Annotated in this window: 18 protein-coding genes and 1 riboswitch; of the genes, 8 read left to right on the top strand and 10 right to left on the bottom strand. The window is 57.0% G+C overall.

The features are described 5' to 3' along the window. Positions 1-224 precede the first annotated feature (224 nt). Positions 225-989 carry an SDR family oxidoreductase gene (locus C7476_RS23900; protein ID WP_114432400.1) on the top strand — a complete coding sequence of 255 codons (765 nt, stop codon included), beginning with the start codon at positions 225-227 and terminating at the stop codon, positions 987-989. 119 nt (positions 990-1,108) lie between these two features. On the opposite strand, the gene C7476_RS23895 is transcribed toward C7476_RS23900, so the two are convergent. From C7476_RS23895 to C7476_RS23865, 8 genes are read right to left on the bottom strand one after another with little or no spacing between them, the layout of a single operon-like run. Then, a complete protein-coding gene (locus C7476_RS23895) occupies positions 1,109-2,428 on the bottom strand; it encodes a M20 family metallopeptidase (RefSeq protein WP_245426525.1) in 1,320 nt (439 codons plus the stop codon). Then, positions 2,428-3,384, bottom strand: a complete 957-nt coding sequence (locus tag C7476_RS23890; protein ID WP_114432396.1) for an ABC transporter permease — start codon at positions 3,382-3,384, stop codon at positions 2,428-2,430. The genes C7476_RS23895 and C7476_RS23890 overlap by 1 nt, the downstream gene beginning before the upstream one ends. Then, positions 3,381-4,358 carry an ABC transporter permease gene (locus C7476_RS23885; protein WP_245426523.1) on the bottom strand — a complete coding sequence of 326 codons (978 nt, stop codon included), beginning with the start codon at positions 4,356-4,358 and terminating at the stop codon, positions 3,381-3,383. Before C7476_RS23885 ends, C7476_RS23890 begins: the two co-directional genes overlap by 4 nt. Before the next feature lie 17 nt (positions 4,359-4,375). Next, positions 4,376-5,362 carry an autoinducer 2 ABC transporter substrate-binding protein gene (locus C7476_RS23880; RefSeq protein ID WP_114432392.1) on the bottom strand — a complete coding sequence of 329 codons (987 nt, stop codon included), beginning with the start codon at positions 5,360-5,362 and terminating at the stop codon, positions 4,376-4,378. A 33-nt stretch (positions 5,363-5,395) separates the two neighbouring features. Beyond that, entirely contained in the window at positions 5,396-6,166 is a 771-nt protein-coding gene (locus C7476_RS23875; protein WP_114432391.1) for an ATP-binding cassette domain-containing protein, read from the bottom strand. Between the two features lie 25 nt (positions 6,167-6,191). Beyond that, positions 6,192-6,902: a glutamine amidotransferase gene (locus C7476_RS23870; RefSeq protein WP_245426527.1), complete on the bottom strand. Its 711-nt coding sequence runs from the start codon at positions 6,900-6,902 to the stop codon at positions 6,192-6,194. Continuing rightward, on the bottom strand, positions 6,842-6,967 hold the full coding sequence (locus C7476_RS28875) for a glutamine amidotransferase (RefSeq protein ID WP_245426521.1): 126 nt from the start codon (positions 6,965-6,967) through the stop codon (positions 6,842-6,844). Before C7476_RS28875 ends, C7476_RS23870 begins: the two co-directional genes overlap by 61 nt. Before the next feature lie 20 nt (positions 6,968-6,987). Continuing rightward, the gene (locus tag C7476_RS23865) at positions 6,988-8,196 is read right to left on the bottom strand and encodes a carbohydrate kinase family protein (RefSeq protein WP_245426519.1); all 1,209 of its coding nucleotides are present in this window, start codon (positions 8,194-8,196) and stop codon (positions 6,988-6,990) included. Positions 8,197-8,589: 393 nt separating this feature from the next. Continuing rightward, a riboswitch (guanidine-I (ykkC/yxkD leader) is annotated at positions 8,590-8,697 on the top strand. Positions 8,698-8,773: 76 nt separating this feature from the next. Here C7476_RS23865 and C7476_RS23860 point away from each other — a divergent pair. The 7 genes from C7476_RS23860 to atzF all read left to right on the top strand — a co-directional run bounded on the left by C7476_RS23860 (position 8,774) and on the right by atzF (position 18,393). Further along, a complete protein-coding gene (locus C7476_RS23860) occupies positions 8,774-9,847 on the top strand; it encodes a putative urea ABC transporter substrate-binding protein (protein ID WP_114432389.1) in 1,074 nt (357 codons plus the stop codon). Positions 9,848-9,912: 65 nt separating this feature from the next. Further along, complete coding sequence (locus C7476_RS23855) at positions 9,913-10,731, top strand: ABC transporter permease (RefSeq protein WP_114432387.1); 819 nt, start codon at positions 9,913-9,915, stop codon at positions 10,729-10,731. Beyond that, positions 10,728-11,546 (top strand): ABC transporter ATP-binding protein, encoded by an 819-nt coding sequence (locus tag C7476_RS23850; protein ID WP_114432386.1) that lies wholly within the window; start codon positions 10,728-10,730, stop codon positions 11,544-11,546. Before C7476_RS23855 ends, C7476_RS23850 begins: the two co-directional genes overlap by 4 nt. 2 nt (positions 11,547-11,548) lie before the next feature. Next, complete coding sequence (locus C7476_RS23845) at positions 11,549-12,370, top strand: urea amidolyase associated protein UAAP1 (protein ID WP_114432384.1); 822 nt, start codon at positions 11,549-11,551, stop codon at positions 12,368-12,370. A gap of 13 nt (positions 12,371-12,383) precedes the next feature. Next, entirely contained in the window at positions 12,384-13,049 is a 666-nt protein-coding gene (locus C7476_RS23840; protein ID WP_114432382.1) for an urea amidolyase associated protein UAAP2, read from the top strand. Between the two features lie 3 nt (positions 13,050-13,052). Next, positions 13,053-16,589: an urea carboxylase gene (gene uca / locus C7476_RS23835; RefSeq protein ID WP_114432381.1), complete on the top strand. Its 3,537-nt coding sequence runs from the start codon at positions 13,053-13,055 to the stop codon at positions 16,587-16,589. A gap of 1 nt (position 16,590) precedes the next feature. Then, positions 16,591-18,393 carry an allophanate hydrolase gene (gene atzF / locus C7476_RS23830; protein ID WP_114432379.1) on the top strand — a complete coding sequence of 601 codons (1,803 nt, stop codon included), beginning with the start codon at positions 16,591-16,593 and terminating at the stop codon, positions 18,391-18,393. A 459-nt stretch (positions 18,394-18,852) separates the two neighbouring features. Here the strand turns inward: atzF and C7476_RS23820 are convergent, their stop codons facing one another. Then, entirely contained in the window at positions 18,853-19,836 is a 984-nt protein-coding gene (locus C7476_RS23820) for an ABC transporter permease (RefSeq protein WP_114432375.1), read from the bottom strand. Between the two features lie 24 nt (positions 19,837-19,860). Next, the gene (locus C7476_RS23815; protein ID WP_114432414.1) at positions 19,861-21,402 is read right to left on the bottom strand and encodes a sugar ABC transporter ATP-binding protein; all 1,542 of its coding nucleotides are present in this window, start codon (positions 21,400-21,402) and stop codon (positions 19,861-19,863) included. Between the last annotated feature and the right edge of the window lie 13 nt (positions 21,403-21,415).

Genomic DNA, 21,415 nt, shown 5'->3' with positions numbered 1-21,415 from the left:
GAGCCAACAGACTGCGAAGAGAAGCGTGACCCGCGTGAACGATCAGGCCGCCGAAGATTAAAAAAGAGCTTGACCCAAATGCCCGATTAGAGAAGTGGACATTCAATACGTTGAAATCGGACTTTTGAGACAGACAGCTCTAGAACACCAACGCGACTTTTTTTCATGTAGATTATAGTCATTTCAGTTGCCGCAGGCAGGATTCTGATGAAGGGAAGAGATCGATGGAATTGTTCGACCTTAGAGGACAAGTGGCGATGGTCACGGGTGCGGGCAGCGGCATCGGCCAGGCCATAGCGATTGGTTTGGCCGAGGCTGGGGCCGACGTAGCCTGCTTCGGCCATCTCTCAAACGGCGGCTTGAACGGAACGGCGGATAAAATTCGCGCTCTTGGCCGCCGAGCCTTAACGCTCGAAGGCAGCGTAACCTCTGCTGCGGACCTAAAGAGAGCGATCGATTTTATAGAAAAGGAGCTCGGCTCTTTGGGTGTTGCTGTCAATAACGCAGGTATTGGCGCTGGCGGAGATGCCGAGACGCTTCCACTGGAGAACTGGCAACGCGTTTATGATGTAAATGTAACGGGTGTTTTTTTGTCCTGTCAGGCGCAAGCACGCGTAATGCTGCCCCGTAAGAGAGGCTCCATCATTAACATCGCTTCAATGTCAGGCTCGATAGTCAATCGTGACTTGAAACAAGCCGACTACAACTCGTCCAAGGCCGCGGTTATCCACCTGTCAAAAAGCCTGGCAATGGAATGGATTGATAGAGGTGTCCGGGTCAATTCGATCAGCCCGGGGTACACGCTGACACCGATGAACCGTCGAGCTGAAGTCGCCGATCAAGTGAAAATATTTCAACGGGACACTCCCATGGGCCGCCTTGCCGTTCCTGAGGAAATGGTCGGGCCTGCCATATTCCTTTCAAGCCGGGCTTCTTCATTCGTAACTGGTATCGATCTCGTCGTGGATGGCGGTTTTATGTGTTGGTAGCCGCGCGCATGACCGAAACAACCGATAGTGCGCAGCATAAGGTGCACGGGCTTTCCAAACAGGGCCTTACATTGTCGGAAATCTCGACTCACGCCCTATCGCCGTCCTTGACGACCTTCTCAACGGCACCAGTACTCGATCGCGATCGCGATCGCCTTCGTGCAATTGACAAGATCGCGCACAGAGACACGCTCATTCGGTTGATGCGCCTGGGCTGGATCGCCAGGTCCAAAGTTGACGGTAGGCGTGTTCCCGAGGCCTGTCGGCAAGCCGATATCGCTGTGTGCGCCGAAACCCGACAGAACCGGTGACAGGTTGGCTTTTCCAACAGCTTGCTGGAAAACCGCGATAAAGGGATTGTCGGCTGGAACTTCCGCGCAATCCGCATCCAAAATCCATTCTACGCGAGCTGGGTGGTTCCGGAGATACGGATCTGCCTGACAGATATTGAACACATGCTCTTCGATCTCACGCTTCACTTTTCCGCCAAGGCCGAGTTCATCCCTCTCGCTGGGCAGGTACTGGGCATCGATGATGATCTCTGCTCGGCCGGCCATAGACGAAGGGTGTTCGCCGGCGTTCATCTGGGTGACGATGACCTGGTTGGGCAAATCCATCAGGGGATGGTTCTTTTTGGGGTCAAACATCCAGCGGCGGTTCAGGATGTCGATGCCATCAAGCATCTGTCTGCACAGCTGCACCGCATCGACCGGGCCGCTCGTGTACCACGCATTCGGGGTTAATTCGGCGTGACCGCCGATTCCGTCGATTATGATGCGTCCCCAGAGAATGCCATGGCAGAGCGGAGCAATCCGGTTTGCCGTCGGCTCTGTCATAATGCCGGCATCGGCGCGGAAGCCGCGGTCAACCATGGCCAGAGAACCCATTCCACCGATTTCTTCATCGACGACAGTGGTAAAGACGATGTCGCCTGAAAGTGGAATATCGAGTTCCTTGAGGATTTCGACCGCCATCAGCATGCAGGCAACGCCGCCCTTCATGTCGACTGTACCACGGCCGTGCAAAAAGCCGTCCTTGAGAACGGGCTCGAACGGATCAGTGGTCCAGTGCTCGGCGGCTCCTGGCGGCACCACGTCGATATGACCGGTCAGCATGATTGACCGTCCGCCGCCGCTGCCCTTCAGAGTCCCCCCAAGATTAGGACGGCCTTCAAAGGTTCGACCTTTGTTGGCACCCGGGCGGCCTTGGTACTTGGCATAGAGCGCTGGGCCATCTGGATCCCAGAGATCGGTTGCGAAGCCTAGTGCATTCAGGCGCTTTTGCAGGTAGAGCTGACAATCGCGCTCGCCTGGGCCAGCCTCGGCAGGATTGGACTTAACGATCGACGGAAATGAAACCAGAGCGCTCAATGTCTCCACGATACGATCGGACCGCGCCTCGACGCGTTCGGCGATGGTTTGCTCTACGGTTGGCATCATTATCTCCAGCTTTGGGAAAAACGATCGGCGAGAAGAACGAAAATCAGGAGGGCGCCGACGATCCCCACCTGCCAAACTGTATTGACGTTGAGTTGCAGAAGTCCGGTTTTCAATGTGACCAAGAGCATAACGGCCGCGAACACGCCGCCGACACCGCCACGTCCACCGAAGATCGCAATTCCTCCGAGCATGGCGGCGGTGAGCGATTCAAGTTCAAGGTTCTGCCCAATATTGGGCCGGCCGCTGCCCAACCATGCCAACGAAAAGAGAGCTGCTGCGCCGGCAAGTGTGCCGCTTAGGCTATAAAGGATCAGCCGCGCGCGATCGACCGGGACACCCACGAGGCGGGCCGATCGCTCGTTGAAGCCCATCGCGTAGACCCAACGCCCCCACGACGTCCAAGCTAGAACGATACCTGCAAGTGCAAAAGCCGGAACGGCGATCGTGAGGAAAGGCACTGGAATTCCTGCCAGAACGCCGCGACCCCACCAAAGCAGCCAATCGGGCACACCGGATTGTGCTGAGCCGCCGGTCAAGGAAAGCGCCACTCCCGAATAGACGAAAAACGTGCCCAACGTCGCGATCAGTGGAAGGATGCGAAGTTTCATTACAAGAACGCCGTTGAAGGCTCCTAGGGCGGTACCCGTTCCAATGCAGACAAAAGGCAGGAAGAAGGGCGAAAGGCCCGCTTTCAATACAAGCATCCCGAGAACGGCTGACAACGAAACCGTTCCCCCAACAGACAGATCGATTCCGGCGCCGCCCGCCAGAATGACCATCCCTTGTCCGAGAGACACGAGCGCAAGGATGGTTGAGAACTGCAGGATCGTCGTGATCGTACCGACACTGAGGGCGGAGGGCTTTAGAGCCAACAGCCCCAATATGACGATGATCCATAATAAGGAGAGCAAACTCAAAACGAGAGCCGGACCTTGCAGGTTGCGAACGCGGTTCATCTGCGGGCCCACCCGAGTGGCGACATTGGCAGCCGCGCCGAAAGAACCTCGACACTGAGAACGCCGATCAGCAGTCCGCCAGTGACGACGGGCTGCCAAAGTGAAGGCACTCCCATCAACAACAAACCATTTTGCAGTATCCGCAAAAGCAGCACGCCGAGGACGGTGCCGACCAGGCTGCATTTGCCTCCGAGAATGCTGGTTCCGCCCAGAACAACCGCAGCGATGGCATCAAGCGCCAGTGTGCTGCCGATCGTCATTTCGACGTTGCGGTAGCTGGCGACATAGAAGGTTGCTGCAAGTCCTGCCAAAGCGCCACTGATGATGAATGTCGCGAAGCGAACCTTGGCCACCGGTATCCCCGACAACCGCGCTTTTTCTTCCGAGTTGCCAATGGCCAGCAGGTGAAGCCCAAATGGTGTCCGGCGAAGCGCTACCCAAACGGCGATGTAAGCGAGTACGATAACAAAAGCCGCGATGGGGACACCGAGCAAGGATGTCCCAAGCAGAACAGTCAATCCGGTGGGAAGGCCGGAAAGCCATTGACCACCGAGCAGAATGAATATTGCCGTACGGTAAATTCCAAGAAGACCCAACGTTCCGACAATGGCTGGAATCCGACCCAGCACCACTACGGCAGCTGTGACAAGGCCAAGCAACGCACCGATAATTGGCCCCACGAGGGCTGTAAGAACTGGATCTGTATTTGCTTCCAGGGCTCGGCCAACACATATGGCCGCCAGACCCATGACGATCCCGACCGATACGTCGATTCCACCCATCGCCAACAGAAGAGTCATTCCCAAACCAACAAGAAGCAGCTCGACACTGTTGCGTAAGATGGTGGCGGCATTGCCGGGAGTGCCAAAATATGGCGATGCGACGGAAAAAACGATGATAGCCAATGTACAAGCGGCGAGCAAAGCCAGCTCGCGCCCGTTCAAAGAAAAGATGCCGTCCTTTAACTGTCGCATCGGTCGCATTCCGTCGATCAGAAATCGAACTTGTCGACATTTTCAGCGGTGAACACAGCGGGCGGTCCGAGGAGCAGAATGCCCTTCTGTGCGTCGTAGGTAACTGCCTGGTCGAAACCCGGGACTTTGTTTTCCGCTTCAAACTTCTTGCCGTCGATGAGTTGTTTGCCAGCCCAGACAGTCAGGTATCCGAGTCGGGCAGGATCCCATAGCACGCTGAAACCGAATGCCCCGCTCTTGATGTAGGACCGCGCGGTATTGGGGCTGCAATAGCCGGTACCGATAACTGATCCGGTTTTTCCTGCAGTTTCAATCGCTTGTGCGACGCCGGGGCAGGTGGTCGAAGCAACCGCGATGATTGCCTTGAGGTCCGGATTGGCGGCCATGAGATCGGTTGAGATCTGCGCCGCGCGCTGTGCCGTTCCTCCGGCATATTGGGGCTCAAGCAGCTGCAGCTTCGGGTATTTTGCACTTGCCTGTTTCTGCATGAAGCCGATCCAGGCATTCAGGTTCGATGCTGTCGCTTCGCCGGAAACGATACCGATCTTGGCATCCTCGCCGACGCGTTTCACCAGCTCATCGATGATCGTACTGCCCAGTCCTTCATCGGTAGCCTGGGCGACGTAGACCGCGCGCCCGCTTTCTGGCGCATCGCTATCACTGGTAAAGAGCTTGATACCCTTTGCCTCCGCAGCCTTTACGACCGGAGCGATGCTGGAAGCATCCAGCACGCTTACAGAAATCGCGCCAACCCCCTGATCGATCAGACTCTGGACGATCTGCAGCTGGTCGACCGGGTTGGTATCCACCGGACCGCTGTAGATGAAATCGACACCAAGCTCCTTAGCTGCTTTATTGCCACCGGCTTCCATGGCATTGAAATAGGGAATGCCGATCAGCTGTGGGACAAAGGCAACCTTTGGTTTTTCCTGTGCTCCCGCAGCGCCAGCGATGATGAGGGAAAATACGGAGACTGTTAGAGCTCTTCCTATTTTCTTGAACATTGGATTCGATCCTCTCTGGATTGGACGTGCATTTTAGTTTGTTTTTTCCAGCGCACGCACGTCGGGATGAGCGCCTGTTATGTATGAAACGATCTCTTCGGGGTTGGTGTCGGAGCGCATCTTTTCCGCGACTTTCCGGCCGCGCCGAAACACGATGATCCGGTCGGCGACCTCGAAGACATCGGCCATGTTATGGCTGATGAGGACCACGGCGCAGCCGCGCTCGGCAAGGCGCCGCGTCAGCGAAAGGACCTTTCTGGTTTCAGCAACCGCAAGAGCGGCGGTTGGCTCATCCATGATAACGAGCTTCGCGTTCAGGTTAAGCGCCCTGCAAATGGCGACCGCCTGACGCTGACCGCCCGAGAGGCTCCCCACAGGCGCTTGCGGGTCCGAAATATGCGCTTCAAGTTCTTTGAGCAGACCTGCGACACGCTCTTTCATTTCCTTGCGCCGTAGGAAGGGGACACCAAGCACGGAACGCTTGAGTTCCCGACCGAGAAACACGTTCTCCGAGATGGTCAGATTTTCGGAAAGAGCGAGCTCTTGAAAGATAGTCGCGATCCCGGCGGATGCTGCATCCTTCGGCGATGAAAACGCGACCGGCACGCCATCGATCAGGAGTTCACCGTCGCTTGGCGAATGCGCGCCCGCCAGAACCTTGATGAACGTCGACTTACCCGCGCCATTGTCGCCCAGAAGCGCCAGCACCTCACCCGACCGGATTTCCAGATCGACCTCCGAAAGCGCAGTCAAGGCACCGAAGCGCTTTGTGATACCCTTGGCGATGAGAAACGGAGCGTTCATATCGGCATTCCCTGGTTTAGATCCATCAGGCCGCGTTGCTCGCCCAGCTTAAAACGTTTTTCCAAAGGCGGGCATAACCTGGCCATTCAACGAATGTGGCAGGCAGCCAATGCGGACCGATATCGGATGTCCAGGCGACTGTGCGCCCCTTGCCATACTGTCCAGTAACGAGAAGCGGGTACCCGCCGTGTTCTGCAGGCAAAGTCGCCAGAACCTCGACGTCGGCCCGATCCTTGACGATCACCTCATTGGCTCCGAGCAGAACCGGCCATTCGCCTTCGATCCCGGCCAAAATCGGGTGCGCCTTTGGCCCAGTGATTGCCGGGCGAAATCCCTCAGGTATTTCCAGGCGGTCGTCGTAAGGAAGACAGGTTACGGGGAGCGCGTCTTCGACCACCGTGCGGTGCCAGCGTGCCTTGCCATCGATACCCTGGAAGCTGAAGTAACCTCCGATCATGACCAGTCCGCCTCCGGCATTTGTCCAGTCGCGGAGAAGTTTCAGCCTGTTTGGAACTGTCTTGCCATGAAGCCACACGTCGGGATGAAGCAGCAGAGAATTGGCACCGATATCGGACAGGATGATCACGTCGTAGATTGAAAGACCTTCCATGGTGAAGGGGAGCTTATCGACCGCTTCATGAGCGGGCAGGTAATCGAGCTCGATATCACTACCCTTCAAGGCCTGGACCAAGGCTCGGCGCCCAGATGAAAAGTCACGCTGCCGAATTGATCGAATCCCTTGTAGTGCGTCGCCGAGCTTACCCAGCTTTCGCCAACCAAGAGGACTTTTGTCTTTGCCATTTCAAATTCTCCTGTTCATTTCATCGCGCAGCCGCAGTTCTGTTGACGGGAAGTGCGGCTTTCAACTCCTCGAAGCCGGCGATGTGACCTTGCGCGCCCTCGACGGTGGTGGTGAGACTTCCGCCGATCGCTGCGTAGCACGCTGCCTGTTCCAATGAGGCACCATGGAGCCAGAAGGCCAGAAAGATTCCGGCAAAGCTGTCGCCCGCACCTGTGGCATCTATCCGGTCGACAAGCAGGGCCGGCACTTCGATCTGCGGACCTCCGCTTTTTGGGAAGACGACCGCTCCGAACTCGCCGAGAGTCACCACGACATCGCCGCGTCTCTTGATTTTGGAGAGGGTGTCATGAGCCTGCCCGATCATCGTCGCCAACGGCGTGCGATAGCCAAAAATCTCACGCAGGGTGACATCGTTGATAAATGTCAGATCGACAAGCTGGACAAGCTCGGTGAATGCAGTTGGCGTTCTGGAAGTGTCCGGCAAGCCCGCAGAATGCATGCTAACTTTCCACCCCGCACGATGAAAGCGTTCAACCGAGCCAATCATGCTTTCATACTGGGAGCCCTCAATATGAAGGCAGGCCGGACGAGCCTCTTTCTGGACATCCATGTTTGCTGTGAGGTCACCGTCACTCAGCTCGAAAGGTTCGCTGATGATGGTTCGGCTGCCATTGCGTTCGATGATGACAATTGCCTGCGACAGGCGATTGGTGATTGAGCGTTTGATGGGAAGGGCGTGCACGCCGCGCTTTAGAAGTTCGCCAAGCGCCCAGTCACTGTCGGGGTCATCCCCGACAGCTGTCGCCAATTCCACATCTAGGGAACAGGGAGCGCCGACGCCAGCAGCGGCAACAGCGACGTTCGCAGCAGGGCCCCCTAGCGCCTTGTCAATATGTTCGGCTGTAATGCGGTCGTCGCGATGCGGCAGGACATTTACACGGCAGAGAAAGTCGACGCTGATATGGCCGACAACCAGTAACCGGGGTAATCCGTCGAGATCCTTGGATTTGCGCCGCCCATGGCCGGGCAATGCCCGCGCAATTGCACTTGGCCGGTAAGTCAGATCGGAAATGGCTTTTTCAATTCGCTCGCGTGTCGTGTCTTTGACGGTCGCCGTACCGTTGATGTAGTTCGACACCGTGCCGATGGAAACACCAGCGGTCTGTGCGACATCTGCTATGGTTGGACGCTTGTGCTGCACCGTTTCGACCCAATTGAAGCGCTTCAACGCTAACAACTGCAGGAAAGGCCATCAACAGAATATTATTCCAATTGCATGGGATTTGATAATTACTGTCTGTAAAAAATGCAAAAATGAAGAATTAAATTCTCGTTTGCAGCTGTTTTTGAAATATTTTCAAAAGCGGGAATTGAATGGCGATTTTGGAGCCGCAGAGAAAGGAACCGCGCCTTATCGCTCACAGAGCACGATCATCTGTCGCGACCAACGTACCTGTTAAGGGTACTACGGGGGAAATAAATTTCTTCCTGCCGCGAACGACTAGTGCCCAATTTCTAAGCACTGCGGCGAACATTTTAAGCGCGCGATATAACCAGCGAAGAGAAAGCCAAACAATTTCAGTATGTTGCTGTTTGGCACATTCCTTGCTTTGCTTATAGTCGAGTTGGTGGCTAGGGTTCCGGCGCTGTAAAGCGTGCTGGTCCGAGAGCTGCCACCGGTAGGGGAGACATCCCGCCGGGTGCACGGCGGGACAAAAGCCCGGGAGACCTCGTTAGCCAAGGGATTGGCGGCGCGATGGTCTATGCCGATCCCTTTTTGAAGAGAAGCAAAAAGGGGAATTTCAATGCAGACTTTTTCGAAAATACTCTTGATTACTACAATGGTCGCCTCTGTGGCGTTTGGTACGACCTCCATTGCCATGGCCGCACCAAAGACCGATTTCAAAGTTGCTTGGTCGATTTACGTCGGTTGGATGCCGTGGGGTTATGCCTCCGACCATGGCATCGTCAAGAAATGGGCTGATAAATACGGCATCAACATCGAGGTCACCCAGTTCAACGACTACGTGGAGTCGATGAACCAGTACACGGCTGGCGCCTTCGACGCGGTAACGCTTACGAATATGGACGGTCTCTCGATTCCCGCAGCCGGCGGCGTTGATACGACGGCCGTCATTGTCGGCGACTTCTCGAACGGCAACGACGCTGTAATCCTGAAGGACAAGAGCACACTTGCGGACGTAAAAAGTCAGAATGTCAACCTCGTTGAATATTCCGTTTCGCACTATCTGCTCGCGCGTGCACTCGACAGTATCAAGCTGTCCGAGCGCGACGTGAAAGTTGTCAACACGTCCGACGCCGATATGGTCGCAGCTTACAAAACCGCGGATGTGGCCGCTGTCGTCACCTGGAACCCTCTGGTTTCGACTATCCTCGAAGATCCGACCGCCAAGAAGGTATTCGATAGTTCAGGGATTCCCGGTGAAATCATCGATCTGATGGTCGCCAATACCGGCGTGCTCAAGGACAATCCGAACTTCGGCAAGGCACTCGCCGGCATCTGGTATGAAACTGCGGCGTTGCTGATGGCAGATAGTGACGAAGGCGAGGCCGCTCGCGAGGCGATGGGTTCCGCGTCCGGCACTGATGGGAAGGGTTTCGAATCCCAGCTAGCCGCCACAAAACTCTTCGACCGGCCGGCCGATGCGGTTGAATTCACCGCTTCGCCAAGCCTGCCGAAGACGATGAACCTCGTACGGAACTTCCTATTCGAGAAAGGACTGCTCGGCAATGGCGCCGCGTCTGCGGACGTCATCGGCATAGAGATGCCGGACGGCAAGGTTCTCGGCGACAGTGGCAATATCAAACTGCGCTTCACCGAGACCTACATGAAGGCTGCGGCCGACAACTCACTCTGAGCGATACCAAGCGCGGCGTGGCTTCGTCCGCGCCGTATCCGTTGCCTCTCAGAGGAGCCATATCCATGCGGTGGATTAATACAAGGCCGGGCAGGGGTGCGCAGCTCACATTGCTGCTGCTGCCATTCGTACTGCTGATTGCCGCCTATTCAGCGGGATCGGTCGCGCGGCTGGCGGAAAACCCCAGTGACAAGCTGCTGCCCAATCTTGCCGGTTTTGCCGATGCGATTAATCGGATGGCCTTCCTGCCGGACCCGCGTACCGGCGAATATCTGCTTTGGTCCGACACGGTCGCGAGCCTTATCCGCCTCTTCGCAGGATTGGGCATTTCGACGGTAATGGCTTTGGTCCTCGGCATGGCCATCGGCATGTTGCCCTATCTGAGAGCATTGCTTTCCCCCTTTGTGGCCGTCATCTCCATGGTACCGCCGCTTGCGGTGCTTCCGATCCTTTTCATCGTCATGGGGCTCGGTGATGCTTCCAAGATCGCGCTGATCGTCATCGGCGTCGCGCCAACAATGGTCCGCGACCTTGCTCTCAAGGCCCTCGAATTACCCCGGGAGCAGATCATCAAGGCTGAAACGCTTGGCGGATCGTCGTGGCAGATCGCACTTCGCGTTGTGCTGCCGCAAATACTGCCTCGGCTTATCACGTGCCTGAGGCTGCAACTCAGTCCCGCCTGGCTCTTCCTTATCGCCGCCGAGGCGATCTCGTCCGACTCCGGCCTTGGTTACCGCATCTTCCTTGTCCGCCGTTATCTGTCGATGGATATCATCTTTCCCTATGTCGTCTGGATCACGCTGCTTGCGGTCGTAACCAACTACATCCTCGATCGCGTCCGTATTGCTGTCTTCCCATGGTCAGAGTTGGAGAAGCAGGCATGAGCGAACTCATCATCGAGAATGTCTGGAAGGAATATGGCGACCAGATCGTGCTCGAGAACGTATCGCTGACAATCGCATCCCGCGCCTTTGTCGCCCTCGTCGGCCCATCGGGCTGTGGCAAGACGACTTTCCTGCGCATGTTGCTCGGCCAGGAGCGGCCCACCAAGGGTACGATTCTGCTCGATGGCCAACCTATACCGACGGAACCGGGACGGGACCGAGGTGTCGTCTTTCAGCGTTACTCCGTGTTTCCGCATCTGACGGTGCTGGGGAACGTCCTTCTCGGAAAGGAATTTTCTAACGCGCGCTACAAGGCGAAGCTCCTCGGTGCTACACGGCGCAATGCCGTCGAAGAGGCCCTTCAGCTCATAGGGGAGGTTGGGCTTTCGGGTGCGGAACAGAAATATCCCGCACAGCTTTCAGGCGGCATGCAGCAGCGTCTCGCGCTCGCCCAAGCGCTGATCATGAAGCCGAAGGTTCTGCTGCTAGATGAGCCCTTCGGTGCGCTCGATCCTGGTATCCGCGTGGAGATCCACACACTGATGAAGCGGCTTTGGCACGAAACGCAAATGACTGTCGTCATGGTTACGCACGACATCCGCGAAGCTTTCACTCTTGCCAGCCGCGTCGTTGCCTTCGAGCGACGACGGGATCGACCCGAGGAAAAGCAGCGCTACGGCGCGACGATCACCAAGGACATTTCCATCTGGCCACCTCGCCTTGCGGGCGTGCCATCGAACTTTAGCCCCGATCGGGACGGCCCGATCGATTCCCTGGGGTATCGCCGGGACGACCCGGCATTGTCAGGAGAATAATCATCATGCACATCAGACGTTCTGCAGAAGAGATCGCCGCCAACCGGCAGCGTTATGAGGAGCATCAACGCAAGGGATTGGAGTTCGCGCCGAAGGCACTTCCAGCACCGAGCCCGCTACCTGGGCCATTGATCGATGAGGCTGCTGTAATCCACGCTGAAACCATTCCAGGCGGCTGGTATTGGTCGACAGCGCTGAAACGCGGCGAGTCTATCCGTATAGACCAAGGGGGAGCCTTTTCGACCGTTGCCTTGGTCGCCTGGAATGCGGCCGACACAAGCGAAAGGTTGAATCTCGTGGATACGGTTAAGGTTCAATGGACGACGGCGCTGGGCAAGGGCCGGGTGATCTTCTCTGATATGGGCCGTGTGATGTTCTCCATTGTGGAAGATAGTTCCGGCGCACACGACTGCTTGATGGGCGGGTCGACGCCAGCTTCGAATGCTGCCAAATACCCTAATGTGAAGACCCGCAACACGCGTGACAATCTAGTGCTTGTCGCCGGAAAGCTTGGCCTCGATCGTCGCGACATCCCAGCCGTTCTCAATCTTTTTGCGCCCGTTCGTATCGACGATGCCGGCGAATTTCGGTGGCGCGGTACACTCTCCAATAGCGGCGATTATGCTGAACTTCGCGCTGAGATGGACATGATGGTCGGTTTCTCGAATTGCCCTCATCCTCTCGATCCGGATCCGGTTTATGCGCCGAGGGCGGTGACTGTGACACGGTTCCAATCTGCGTCCCCCACCGCGGATGATCTCTCCCGCACTGCCACCGCCGAAGCCGTCCGCGGCTTTGAAAACAACGCGCTGATGTTGGCCTAGGGAGCACACGACAATGACTGATTTCATTCAGACCGCTGCATCGCGCAGTCTTGAAAATGCTGTCCAGGATCATTTCATCCCGGCCGAGGCACCTTGGTCCGGCATTGTTCGCAAGGGCCAGACGATCCGCATCGAGGATAGCTACGGCCAGCAGGCGATCGATACGCTTTTCTACCGGGCCGATGATTTCTATGAGCGTTACTCCAACCAGGACACCATGCGCGAACAGGGCGCCGCCTATATCGGCACCGGCACGAGGATCATGTCGAACGAAGGTAATGTCATGTTGACGATGATGGCGGACAGCTGCGGCCGTCATGATACCTCTGCCGGTGCGTGTTCCTGCGAAAGCAATACCGTGCGCTTCGGTCACGGCACCAAGTATCTGCACGCCTGCCGGGACAATTTCGCGCTTGAGGTGACGAAGCATGGAATGAGCAAGCGCGACATCGTGCCGAACATCAACTTCTTCATGAACGTACCGATCAAGCCGAACGGTGAGATGACAATCGTCGACGGTATCTCCTCACCAGGTGATTATGTTGAGCTGGTGGCCGAAATGGATGTGCTTTGCGTCATTTCCAATTGCCCGCAGATCAACAATCCATGCAACGGCTTTGATCCGACGCCGATCCGTGTCCTCATCTGGGATGCAGCAGCCCCCTATACCGGGGCTTGAGAAATGTTCAGTAAAATTCTCATCGCCAATCGAGGCGAAATCGCCGTCCGCGTTATCCGGACATTGAAAAAGATGGGCATTGCCTCCGTCGCCGTTTATTCCGACGCGGACCGTTTTGCCATGCCTGCGCTTCTCGCTGACGAAGCGGTCCGCCTCGGTCCCGCACCCGCAAGCGATAGCTATCTGAATGTTGATGCAGTCATCGCCGCTTGCAGGCTGACCGGGGCGGAGGCCGTTCATCCCGGATATGGATTCCTGTCGGAGAATATCGGCTTTGCCGAGCGGCTTGCGGCCGAGGGCATCGCCTTCATCGGACCACGCCCGGAACATCTTTCGGCATTCGGGTTGAAACATACGGCGCGCCAACTCGCCGAGGCAAGCGGTGTGCCTCTTCTCCCCGGTAGCGGCCTCCTGGAAAGCGTTGACGACGCGCTCTCGGCGGCTGAAGAAATCGGCTATCCGGTTATGCTGAAGAGCACCGCCGGCGGTGGCGGTATCGGTATGCAGCTATGCGGTGATGCCTCAAGTCTCCAAGCTTCGTTCGAAAGCGTTCAGCGGACCGCACGTGCCAGCTTCGGTGATGCGCGGGTCTATCTCGAACGTTTTGTGGCGGATGCCCGGCACGTTGAAGTTCAGATTTTCGGCAACGGCAAGGGCAAGGTCGTGGCGCTGGGCGAACGGGACTGCTCGCTGCAGCGGCGAAATCAGAAAGTCATCGAAGAGACACCTGCACCCGACCTCCCCTCGGCGACGCGTTCGCAGCTGCACAATGCGGCTGTCAGTCTTGGTTCTTCGGTTTCATACGAATCGGCGGGCACAGTCGAATTCATTTACGATCCCGTCCGCCAAGAATTCTATTTCCTCGAAGTCAATACGCGGCTGCAAGTCGAACATCCCGTTACCGAAGCCGTCTACGACATCGATCTTGTCGAATGGATGATCCGTCAGACGGCAGGTGAGGATATCCTTTCCGGTGCGGATTTGTTGACGCCGAAGGGCGCTGCGATCGAAGCCCGTGTTTATGCTGAAATGCCGCATGCGGATTTCCGGCCAAGTGCGGGCCTTCTGACGGAAGTGGTCTTTCCTGAAATCGCCCGTATCGATGGCTGGATCGAAACTGGAGCCGAGGTAACGGCTTTCTACGATCCAATGCTCGCCAAGCTGATCGTGGTGGCCGAGGACCGTGATGTCGCGATCGAGAAGCTGAAGACTGCTCTCGCCAATACCTCAATTTCCGGCATTGAAACCAATCTGGATTACCTGCGGGCAATCGCGTCGTCTGAGCTGCTCGCCAGCGGCAAGGCGGCGACCACGGCGCTACGGGACTTCGCTTTCATTCCCGATATCATCGAAGTTCTAACTCCGGGCGCTCAGTCGAGCCTCCAGGAGCTGCCCGGGCGTCTCGGTTTGTGGAATGTTGGTGTACCGCCGAGCGGCCCGATGGACGAGCGATCCTTTCGTCATGCCAACCGCCTGGTGGGCAATGACGACGCAACGGCGGCGCTGGAATTGACCGTATCCGGTCCAATACTGCGCTTTTACACCGACGCTGAGGTCGCGCTTTCCGGGGCAAGAATGACCATGATCTGCGACGGCGAAAAGCTGCAACACAACAAGGCCGTAACGATTCGTGCGGGCCAGGTGCTCTCTATCGGGGCAATCGATGGTGCTGGCCAGCGCGCCTATCTCGCGATCAGGGGCGGCCTTGCTGCTCCGGTCATCCTTGGTTCACGCGCCACCTTTGGACTTGGCCAGTTCGGCGGCAATGCTACAGGCACACTCAAAACCGGCCACGTGCTCCATCTTGCGCGGGATGCCACCGGGCAATTGGGGCCCGAAACCGAGCCTGCCGAGCTCACGCGCGAATGGCAGGTCGGCGTCGTCTATGGGCCGCATGGCGCACCGGACTTCTTTCAGCCGGAAGACATCGATACGCTGTTTTCCAACCCTTACGAGGTGCATTTCAACAGTGCCCGCACCGGCGTCCGTCTCATCGGCCCTGCACCGAAATGGGCGCGCAGTGACGGCGGCGAGGCGGGCCTTCACCCGTCAAACCTCCACGACAATGCCTATGCTGTGGGCGCGATCGATTTCACCGGCGATATGCCGATCATCCTGGGACCTGATGGTCCGAGCCTCGGCGGTTTCGTTTGCCCTGCGGTGATTGCCCGCGACGAACAGTGGAAAATGGGCCAGTTCAAGCCCGGCGACAGTATCTGGTTTCATCCGGTTTCCCGCCCGGACGATCCTGTTACCGGGCCGGCCATCCTTCGGTCGGCTTCAAATACTGGGTCAGCCATTGTCGGAAAGCGGGACAATGGACCGGTTTCTGTGGTCTATCGCCGCCAGGGCGATGACAACCTGCTCGTCGAATATGGCCCGATGGCGCTCGATATCGCGCTTAGGTTACGGGTTCATTTGCTGATGTCCGCCGTGTCGGTGGCCCAGCTTCCCGGCCTTATTGATCTGACACCCGGCATCCGTTCTCTGCAGATCCATTATGACGGGACGACGCTGACCCGAAAGCGTCTGCTTGGACTTTTGGCGGAGATCGAGGCCGGTCTCCCGGCAGCTCAGGAGGTGACCGTACCAAGCAGGATCATCCATTTGCCGCTGTCGTGGAATGATCCGGATGCCGAACTCGCCATGCGCAAATATCAGGAACTCGTCCGGCCAAACGCCCCATGGTGCCCCTCCAACATCGAGTTCATACGCCGCATCAATGGACTCCCCGATGAACAAGCCGTGAAAGACATCGTCTTCAACGCGAGGTATCTTGTACTTGGACTTGGGGATGTCTATCTCGGCGCACCCGTCGCGACGCCCATTGATCCGCGCCACCGCCTCGTCACCACCAAATACAATCCGGCCCGTACCTGGACGCCGGAAAATGCGGTCGGTATCGGAGGCGCCTATATGTGCATCTATGGCATGGAGGGACCCGGCGGTTATCAGCTTTTCGGCCGCACGATTCAGATATGGAACACCTGGCGGCAGACGCCCGCCTTCGCCAACGGCAAGCCGTGGCTTCTCAAATTCTTCGACCAGATCCGCTTCTTTCCGGTCAACCACGAGGAATTGACGGAAGCGCGAGCCGCCTTTCCGCATGGCGGCTATCCGATCAAAATCGAGGAGACGGAGTTCTCGTATGCCGCTTACGAGCAGGAACTGAAGCGGAATGCCCAATCCATCGGGCGCTTCAAGAACACACAGCAGGCCGCCTTCAACCAAGAGCGGCATCGCTGGAAGGAAGCCGGGCTCGACAGCTTCGTTAGCGATAGTGGTGGCGGAGAAAGCCCGGACGCCAATATTCCGGTCGGGTGCTTTGGCGTTGCCAGCAGCGTTCAGGGAAACATCTGGAAACTGCTCGTCGAACCTGGGGCATCTGTTGCCGCCGGCGAGCCGCTCGCCATTGTCGAATCCATGAAAATGGAATTTCAAGTCAATGCTCACGCTGCAGGCCGTGTCCGCGAACTACGCGCAGCGCCCGGGCGAAACGTTAAAGCCGGCGATATCATCGTTATCCTGGAGGACTGCTGACATGCTGCCGACAATTCTCGATCTTTCAAGCCTTCATGCCGCCTATCAATCCGGCCTGACACCGCTCGATCTCGTTGAAACGGTAATCGCCCGCCGCACCGCATCAAATGATCCGGCGATCTTTATCACCCCCACGCCGGACAAGGACTTGCGGGCCGCCGCACGCGATCTGATGGCGCGAGCGCCAGAGCCAAACAGCCTGCCGCTCTGGGGCGTACCCTTTGCCGTAAAGGACAATATCGACGTTGAAGGATTGCCGACCACGGCCGGATGTCCCGCCTATGCCTATAATCCGGGAACGGATTCGACTGTCGTCGCGCGTCTCAAGGCCGCCGGCGCCATCGTGATCGGGAAGACAAATCTGGACCAGTTCGCGACGGGTCTTAATGGAACGCGCTCGCCGCATGGCGCCCCGCGCTCCGTTTTCAATCGAGACTACATTTCGGGCGGATCGAGCAGCGGATCGGCGGTCGCAGTCGCGTCCGGTCTTGCGAGTTTCGCCCTCGGTACAGATACGGCGGGATCGGGACGCGTTCCCGCCGCGTTCAACAATCTTGTCGGTATTAAGCCCACGCCAGGTCTGTTGCCGAACACGGGCGTCGTTCCAGCGTGCAGAAGCGTCGATTGCGTGACGATATTCGCGGTTACGGTTGGCGACGGTGTCGCCGTTCGGAAGGTGGCGGAGGGATTTGATATCGCCGACGCATTTTCGCGTCACGCGCGCCCGATTTCACTACCGGGCACCGGGCTCCGGATCGGTGTCCTTGAAGGTGCGGAGCGGGAATTCTTTGGCGACACCGGAGTCGAGCGGCTTTATGATCAGGCGATTCAATCAGTGAAGGCGCTGGGTGCAACCATAGTACCCTTTGATTACGGACCATTCCGCGAAGCTGCAGCCCTGCTCTACGAAGGACCATGGGTCGCCGAACGCCTTGCGGCAGTGGAAGGCTTCCTTGCGACGAACGCGGCGGATTTCGACCCGGCCGTACGAACCATCATCGAGGGCGCCAAAGGCAAGACGGCCGTCGATGCCTTTAATGGCCGTTACAAGCTTGAGGAGCTGCGCCGGAAAACCGACGCTGAATGGCAAAAGGCGGATATCCTGCTTCTACCAACCGCACCGACAACCTATACGGTCGCCGAAATGCAAGCCGACCCGATCGTCCTCAACGGTCGCCTCGGGCGCTACACCAATTTCGTCAATCTTCTGGATTGCGCCGCCATTGCAGTGCCGGCGGGCTTTGAGAGCGAAAGTCATCTTCCAGCCGGCGTGACGCTCATTGCGCCCGCCTTTGCCGACGATGCGTTGGCGACTCTAGCCGACGCGCTGCACCGTGCGGCCGCATCCGGAATGGGAGTCGATCGCGACAGGCATATCCCTCCTCAATGTGCTTTCGTCCCCTCTGATGATGGTTCTGTTCCCATCGTCGTTGTTGGGGCGCATCTCTCTGGAATGCCACTCAATCACCAACTTACCGCACCGGGTGGACGCCTGCTGAAAACCTGCCGGACGGCGCAAGACTACCGGCTGTTCGCGCTTCCTGGGACAGTGCCGCCTAAGCCTGGCCTCATCCGAGATCCCGGTTTCAAAGGCCCAGGACTCGAGGTCGAGGTCTGGTTGATGCCTCCGGATGCATTCGGCCACTTCGTACAAAACATACCGGACCCTCTTGGCATCGGCAAGGTTACGCTCGATGACGGCTCAGCTGTGTCAGGCTTTCTCTGTGAGGCACATGCGGTCCGTGGAGCTGAAGATATTACTCATATCGGCGGCTGGCGCACGTATCTGCGTTCACCAAAATGAAGCTTTTGCTAATGAAAGGCCACAATATGTCGTTTGCCAAGAATATAGCGCGGTTGCTCCTCGAAGGGATTAAAGCTCGGGCCGAAGCCATGTGGCTGCCTGCCAGAAGTGGAACGCAGGACACCCCAAGAGCGCCGGATAGAAACACGGCTGCCGAGTCGTCGAGATCGGGAGGCGCAGGCGGTTGGCCGCAGTGACGAATGGAACTGCGATCTGTCTGCAAGCGTATCGCACTCACGTTTGCACCCTGGACGGTTTAGGATTTTGTTCTATGACAAGAACAAGACGAACATGAGGTCTGGCTGCCGGACATGGGAGCTCGTGCGATCCCGTTGCCGGAAGTGCAACAAGGCGGCGAGCTTCACCGCAGACAGGCGGCCTGGAAATGCCGGTGAAATAGCGGCCTCATCCTTGAGCTGCAAGTGGTGCCGGTCGAGCCAACCTCCTGTGTTCGGCGTTTCAAATTGATGGTGCGGAGTGCGTCGCTCTGTTTAATCGGCGTTTCGCTCGAAAAACGTCCCATTGCTGATCGACCAGCACGCCAATAAGGATCACCCCTCCCATTACTGCGAAATTAAGCGACGATGGAATGCCGAGGAGATTGACCAGATTCTGCAATTCTTGCAGCAGTATGGTGCCGAGGATCACGCCAACGATTGACCCTTCACCGCCGCGCAGCGAAAAGCCACCGAGGACTGCGGCCGCGATCGCGTAGAGTTCATAAAAATTGCCGTGGCTGGCGGGGGAAATCGAGCGGGTATACATTGCAAAATAGATAGCCGAGAGTGCCGTCAATACACCGCAAATGACATAGGCAGCCATCACCATTCTACCTGTCCTGATCCCGGAATATCTTGCCGCTTCCTCATTTTTGCCGATGGCATAAAGATAACGCCCGAAAACTGACCGGTGCAGTACTACCCACGTCACGCCCATAATAATGAGAAGGGCTATAAAGCTGTTGGGAATGCCATAGGTGCGGCCGGCCGTAAGGAATTCAAGAGTGGGAAAGTTCTGGCCGAAAGCAAAGCCGGCGGTCCCATCGGCAGTATAGAACCGGGCGATCCCGCGATAAATCAACAAGCCACACAGCGTCACCACGAATGGCTGGAGCTTCAGCCGCGTGATCAGCCAGCCATGGGCCAAACCAATGATCCCACCGAGAACCAGGATGAGCATGAAAGCCAATGGCCACGGCATGCCATGATTTGCAATCAAATCGATGAACAGAACACCGAGCAGCGCAATTAACGAACCCACCGAGAGTTCGATACCGCCGGTTATGATAACAAACGCTTGTCCTATCGACAGGATACCGAAGAGACCAATGAGATTCGACGTATTGGCGAGATTGATGGGCAGCAAGAAACGAGGATTGATTGTTGCGACAACGGCTCCCACGACGACTATGAGGATCAACAAGCCAATATCTTTTTTATTCATCGTGATCTCCAACCCTGATAGACGCTATCGTGCTGACTTGCCCACCGCCAGCAAAAGCACATTTTCCTGATCCAGTTGATCCTTGGCCAGAATGCCGGAAATCTGGCCTTCATGCATAACTGCGACGCGGTCGGAAACACCGATGACTTCCTCCATGTCGCTGGAAATCATGAGGACCGCGACACCCGTGTCGGCGAGCGCCTGCATGAGTCTGTAGATTTCAGCCTTGGCTCCAATATCGATCCCGCGAGTCGGCTCGTCGAAAATCATGATCCTTGGTTTCATCGCCAGCCATTTGGCCAGCACGACTTTTTGCTGGTTGCCGCCCGACAAGGTGCCGACACGCGTTTTTACCGATGGAGCCTTGATGCCAAGGTTACTTTTCTGTGCTTCCGCCGTCGTATTTTCACTGGCGGTTGAAATTATCGAATTGGCCGAATGCGCCGAAAGATTAGGTAGCGAAATATTCTGTGCAACAGCGAAATCAAGGAGTATGCCAGCCAGCTTTCGATCCTCGGGGACGAGAAAGATGCCATTGGCCACCGCATCAGCGGACGAAGACAGCAGGACACGTTTGCCATCCAGATAAAGCTCTCCGCCAAGGCTCCTGTCTATGCCGAAGACAACGCGGGCGAATTCAGTCCTGCCCGAACCTACAAGTCCTGCTAGCCCGAGGATTTCGCCATGCAGCACGTCCAAATCGACGGTCCGATGGGGGTAAGCAGCTGTGCGAATGCCCTTGGCGGACAGCGCGACTGCACCAGCCTCGCGCTCCGAGGTATTTGTACGGGCTTTCAAAGCGCGGCCTATCATGAGCTTGACCATCTGGTCGTGATTGATGGCGTCGCTTGCAAGTGTGCCTGCCAGCATTCCATCTCGAAGGACGATAACTCGATCAGCGACGCTCTCGACCTCGTGGAGTCGGTGCGAAATAAAGATAACGCTGATACCTTCTGCCTTTAGGCCCTTGATCACGCCGAGCAACTTTTCAGTTTCAGCCAAGGGAAGACTTGAGGTGGGTTCGTCCAGGATAACAAGCCTTGCCTTGATCGAAAGAGCTTTGGCAATCTCGACCATCTGCTGCTGGGCTAGCGACAATTCCGATACTGGGGTGTCGGCCGTAAAATTAGCGCCGACCCGTTTGAGGAGTGGTAAAACCATCTCGCGCAATTTAGCGCGATCGACCAGTTTCAGAGGGCCACCGCGCAAGGGCTCCCTGCCGAGGAAGATATTGGCGGCGACGTCAAGATTTTCAAATAGGTTCAGTTCCTGATGTACGAAGGCAATTCCGGACTGGAGGCTATTTTCGACGGTAAGACGGTCATGATCGACGCCGTCGATCCTGATAAGACCGCGGTCCGGGGCCGCCACACCGCCCAGAATTTTCATCAGCGTTGATTTGCCAGCGCCATTTTCGCCGACAAGGCCGATTACCTCGCCAGGTCTGATCTCAATGGAAAAGCCATCCAATGCCACAACACCGGGATAGGTCTTTCGCACGTCATGCAAGCTGAGGAAGGCTGCCTGATGACGTGCGTCAGAAGAAGTATCGATTGTGCCCGGCATGGATTCGGCGCGA

It is taken from the genome of Phyllobacterium bourgognense (genome assembly GCF_003337575.1).
In the GTDB taxonomy this organism is placed as follows: Bacteria; Pseudomonadota; Alphaproteobacteria; order Rhizobiales; family Rhizobiaceae; genus Phyllobacterium; species Phyllobacterium bourgognense.
The sequence above is the reverse complement of the archived record's forward strand: the minus strand, read 5'-3'. Positions and strand labels throughout refer to the sequence as shown.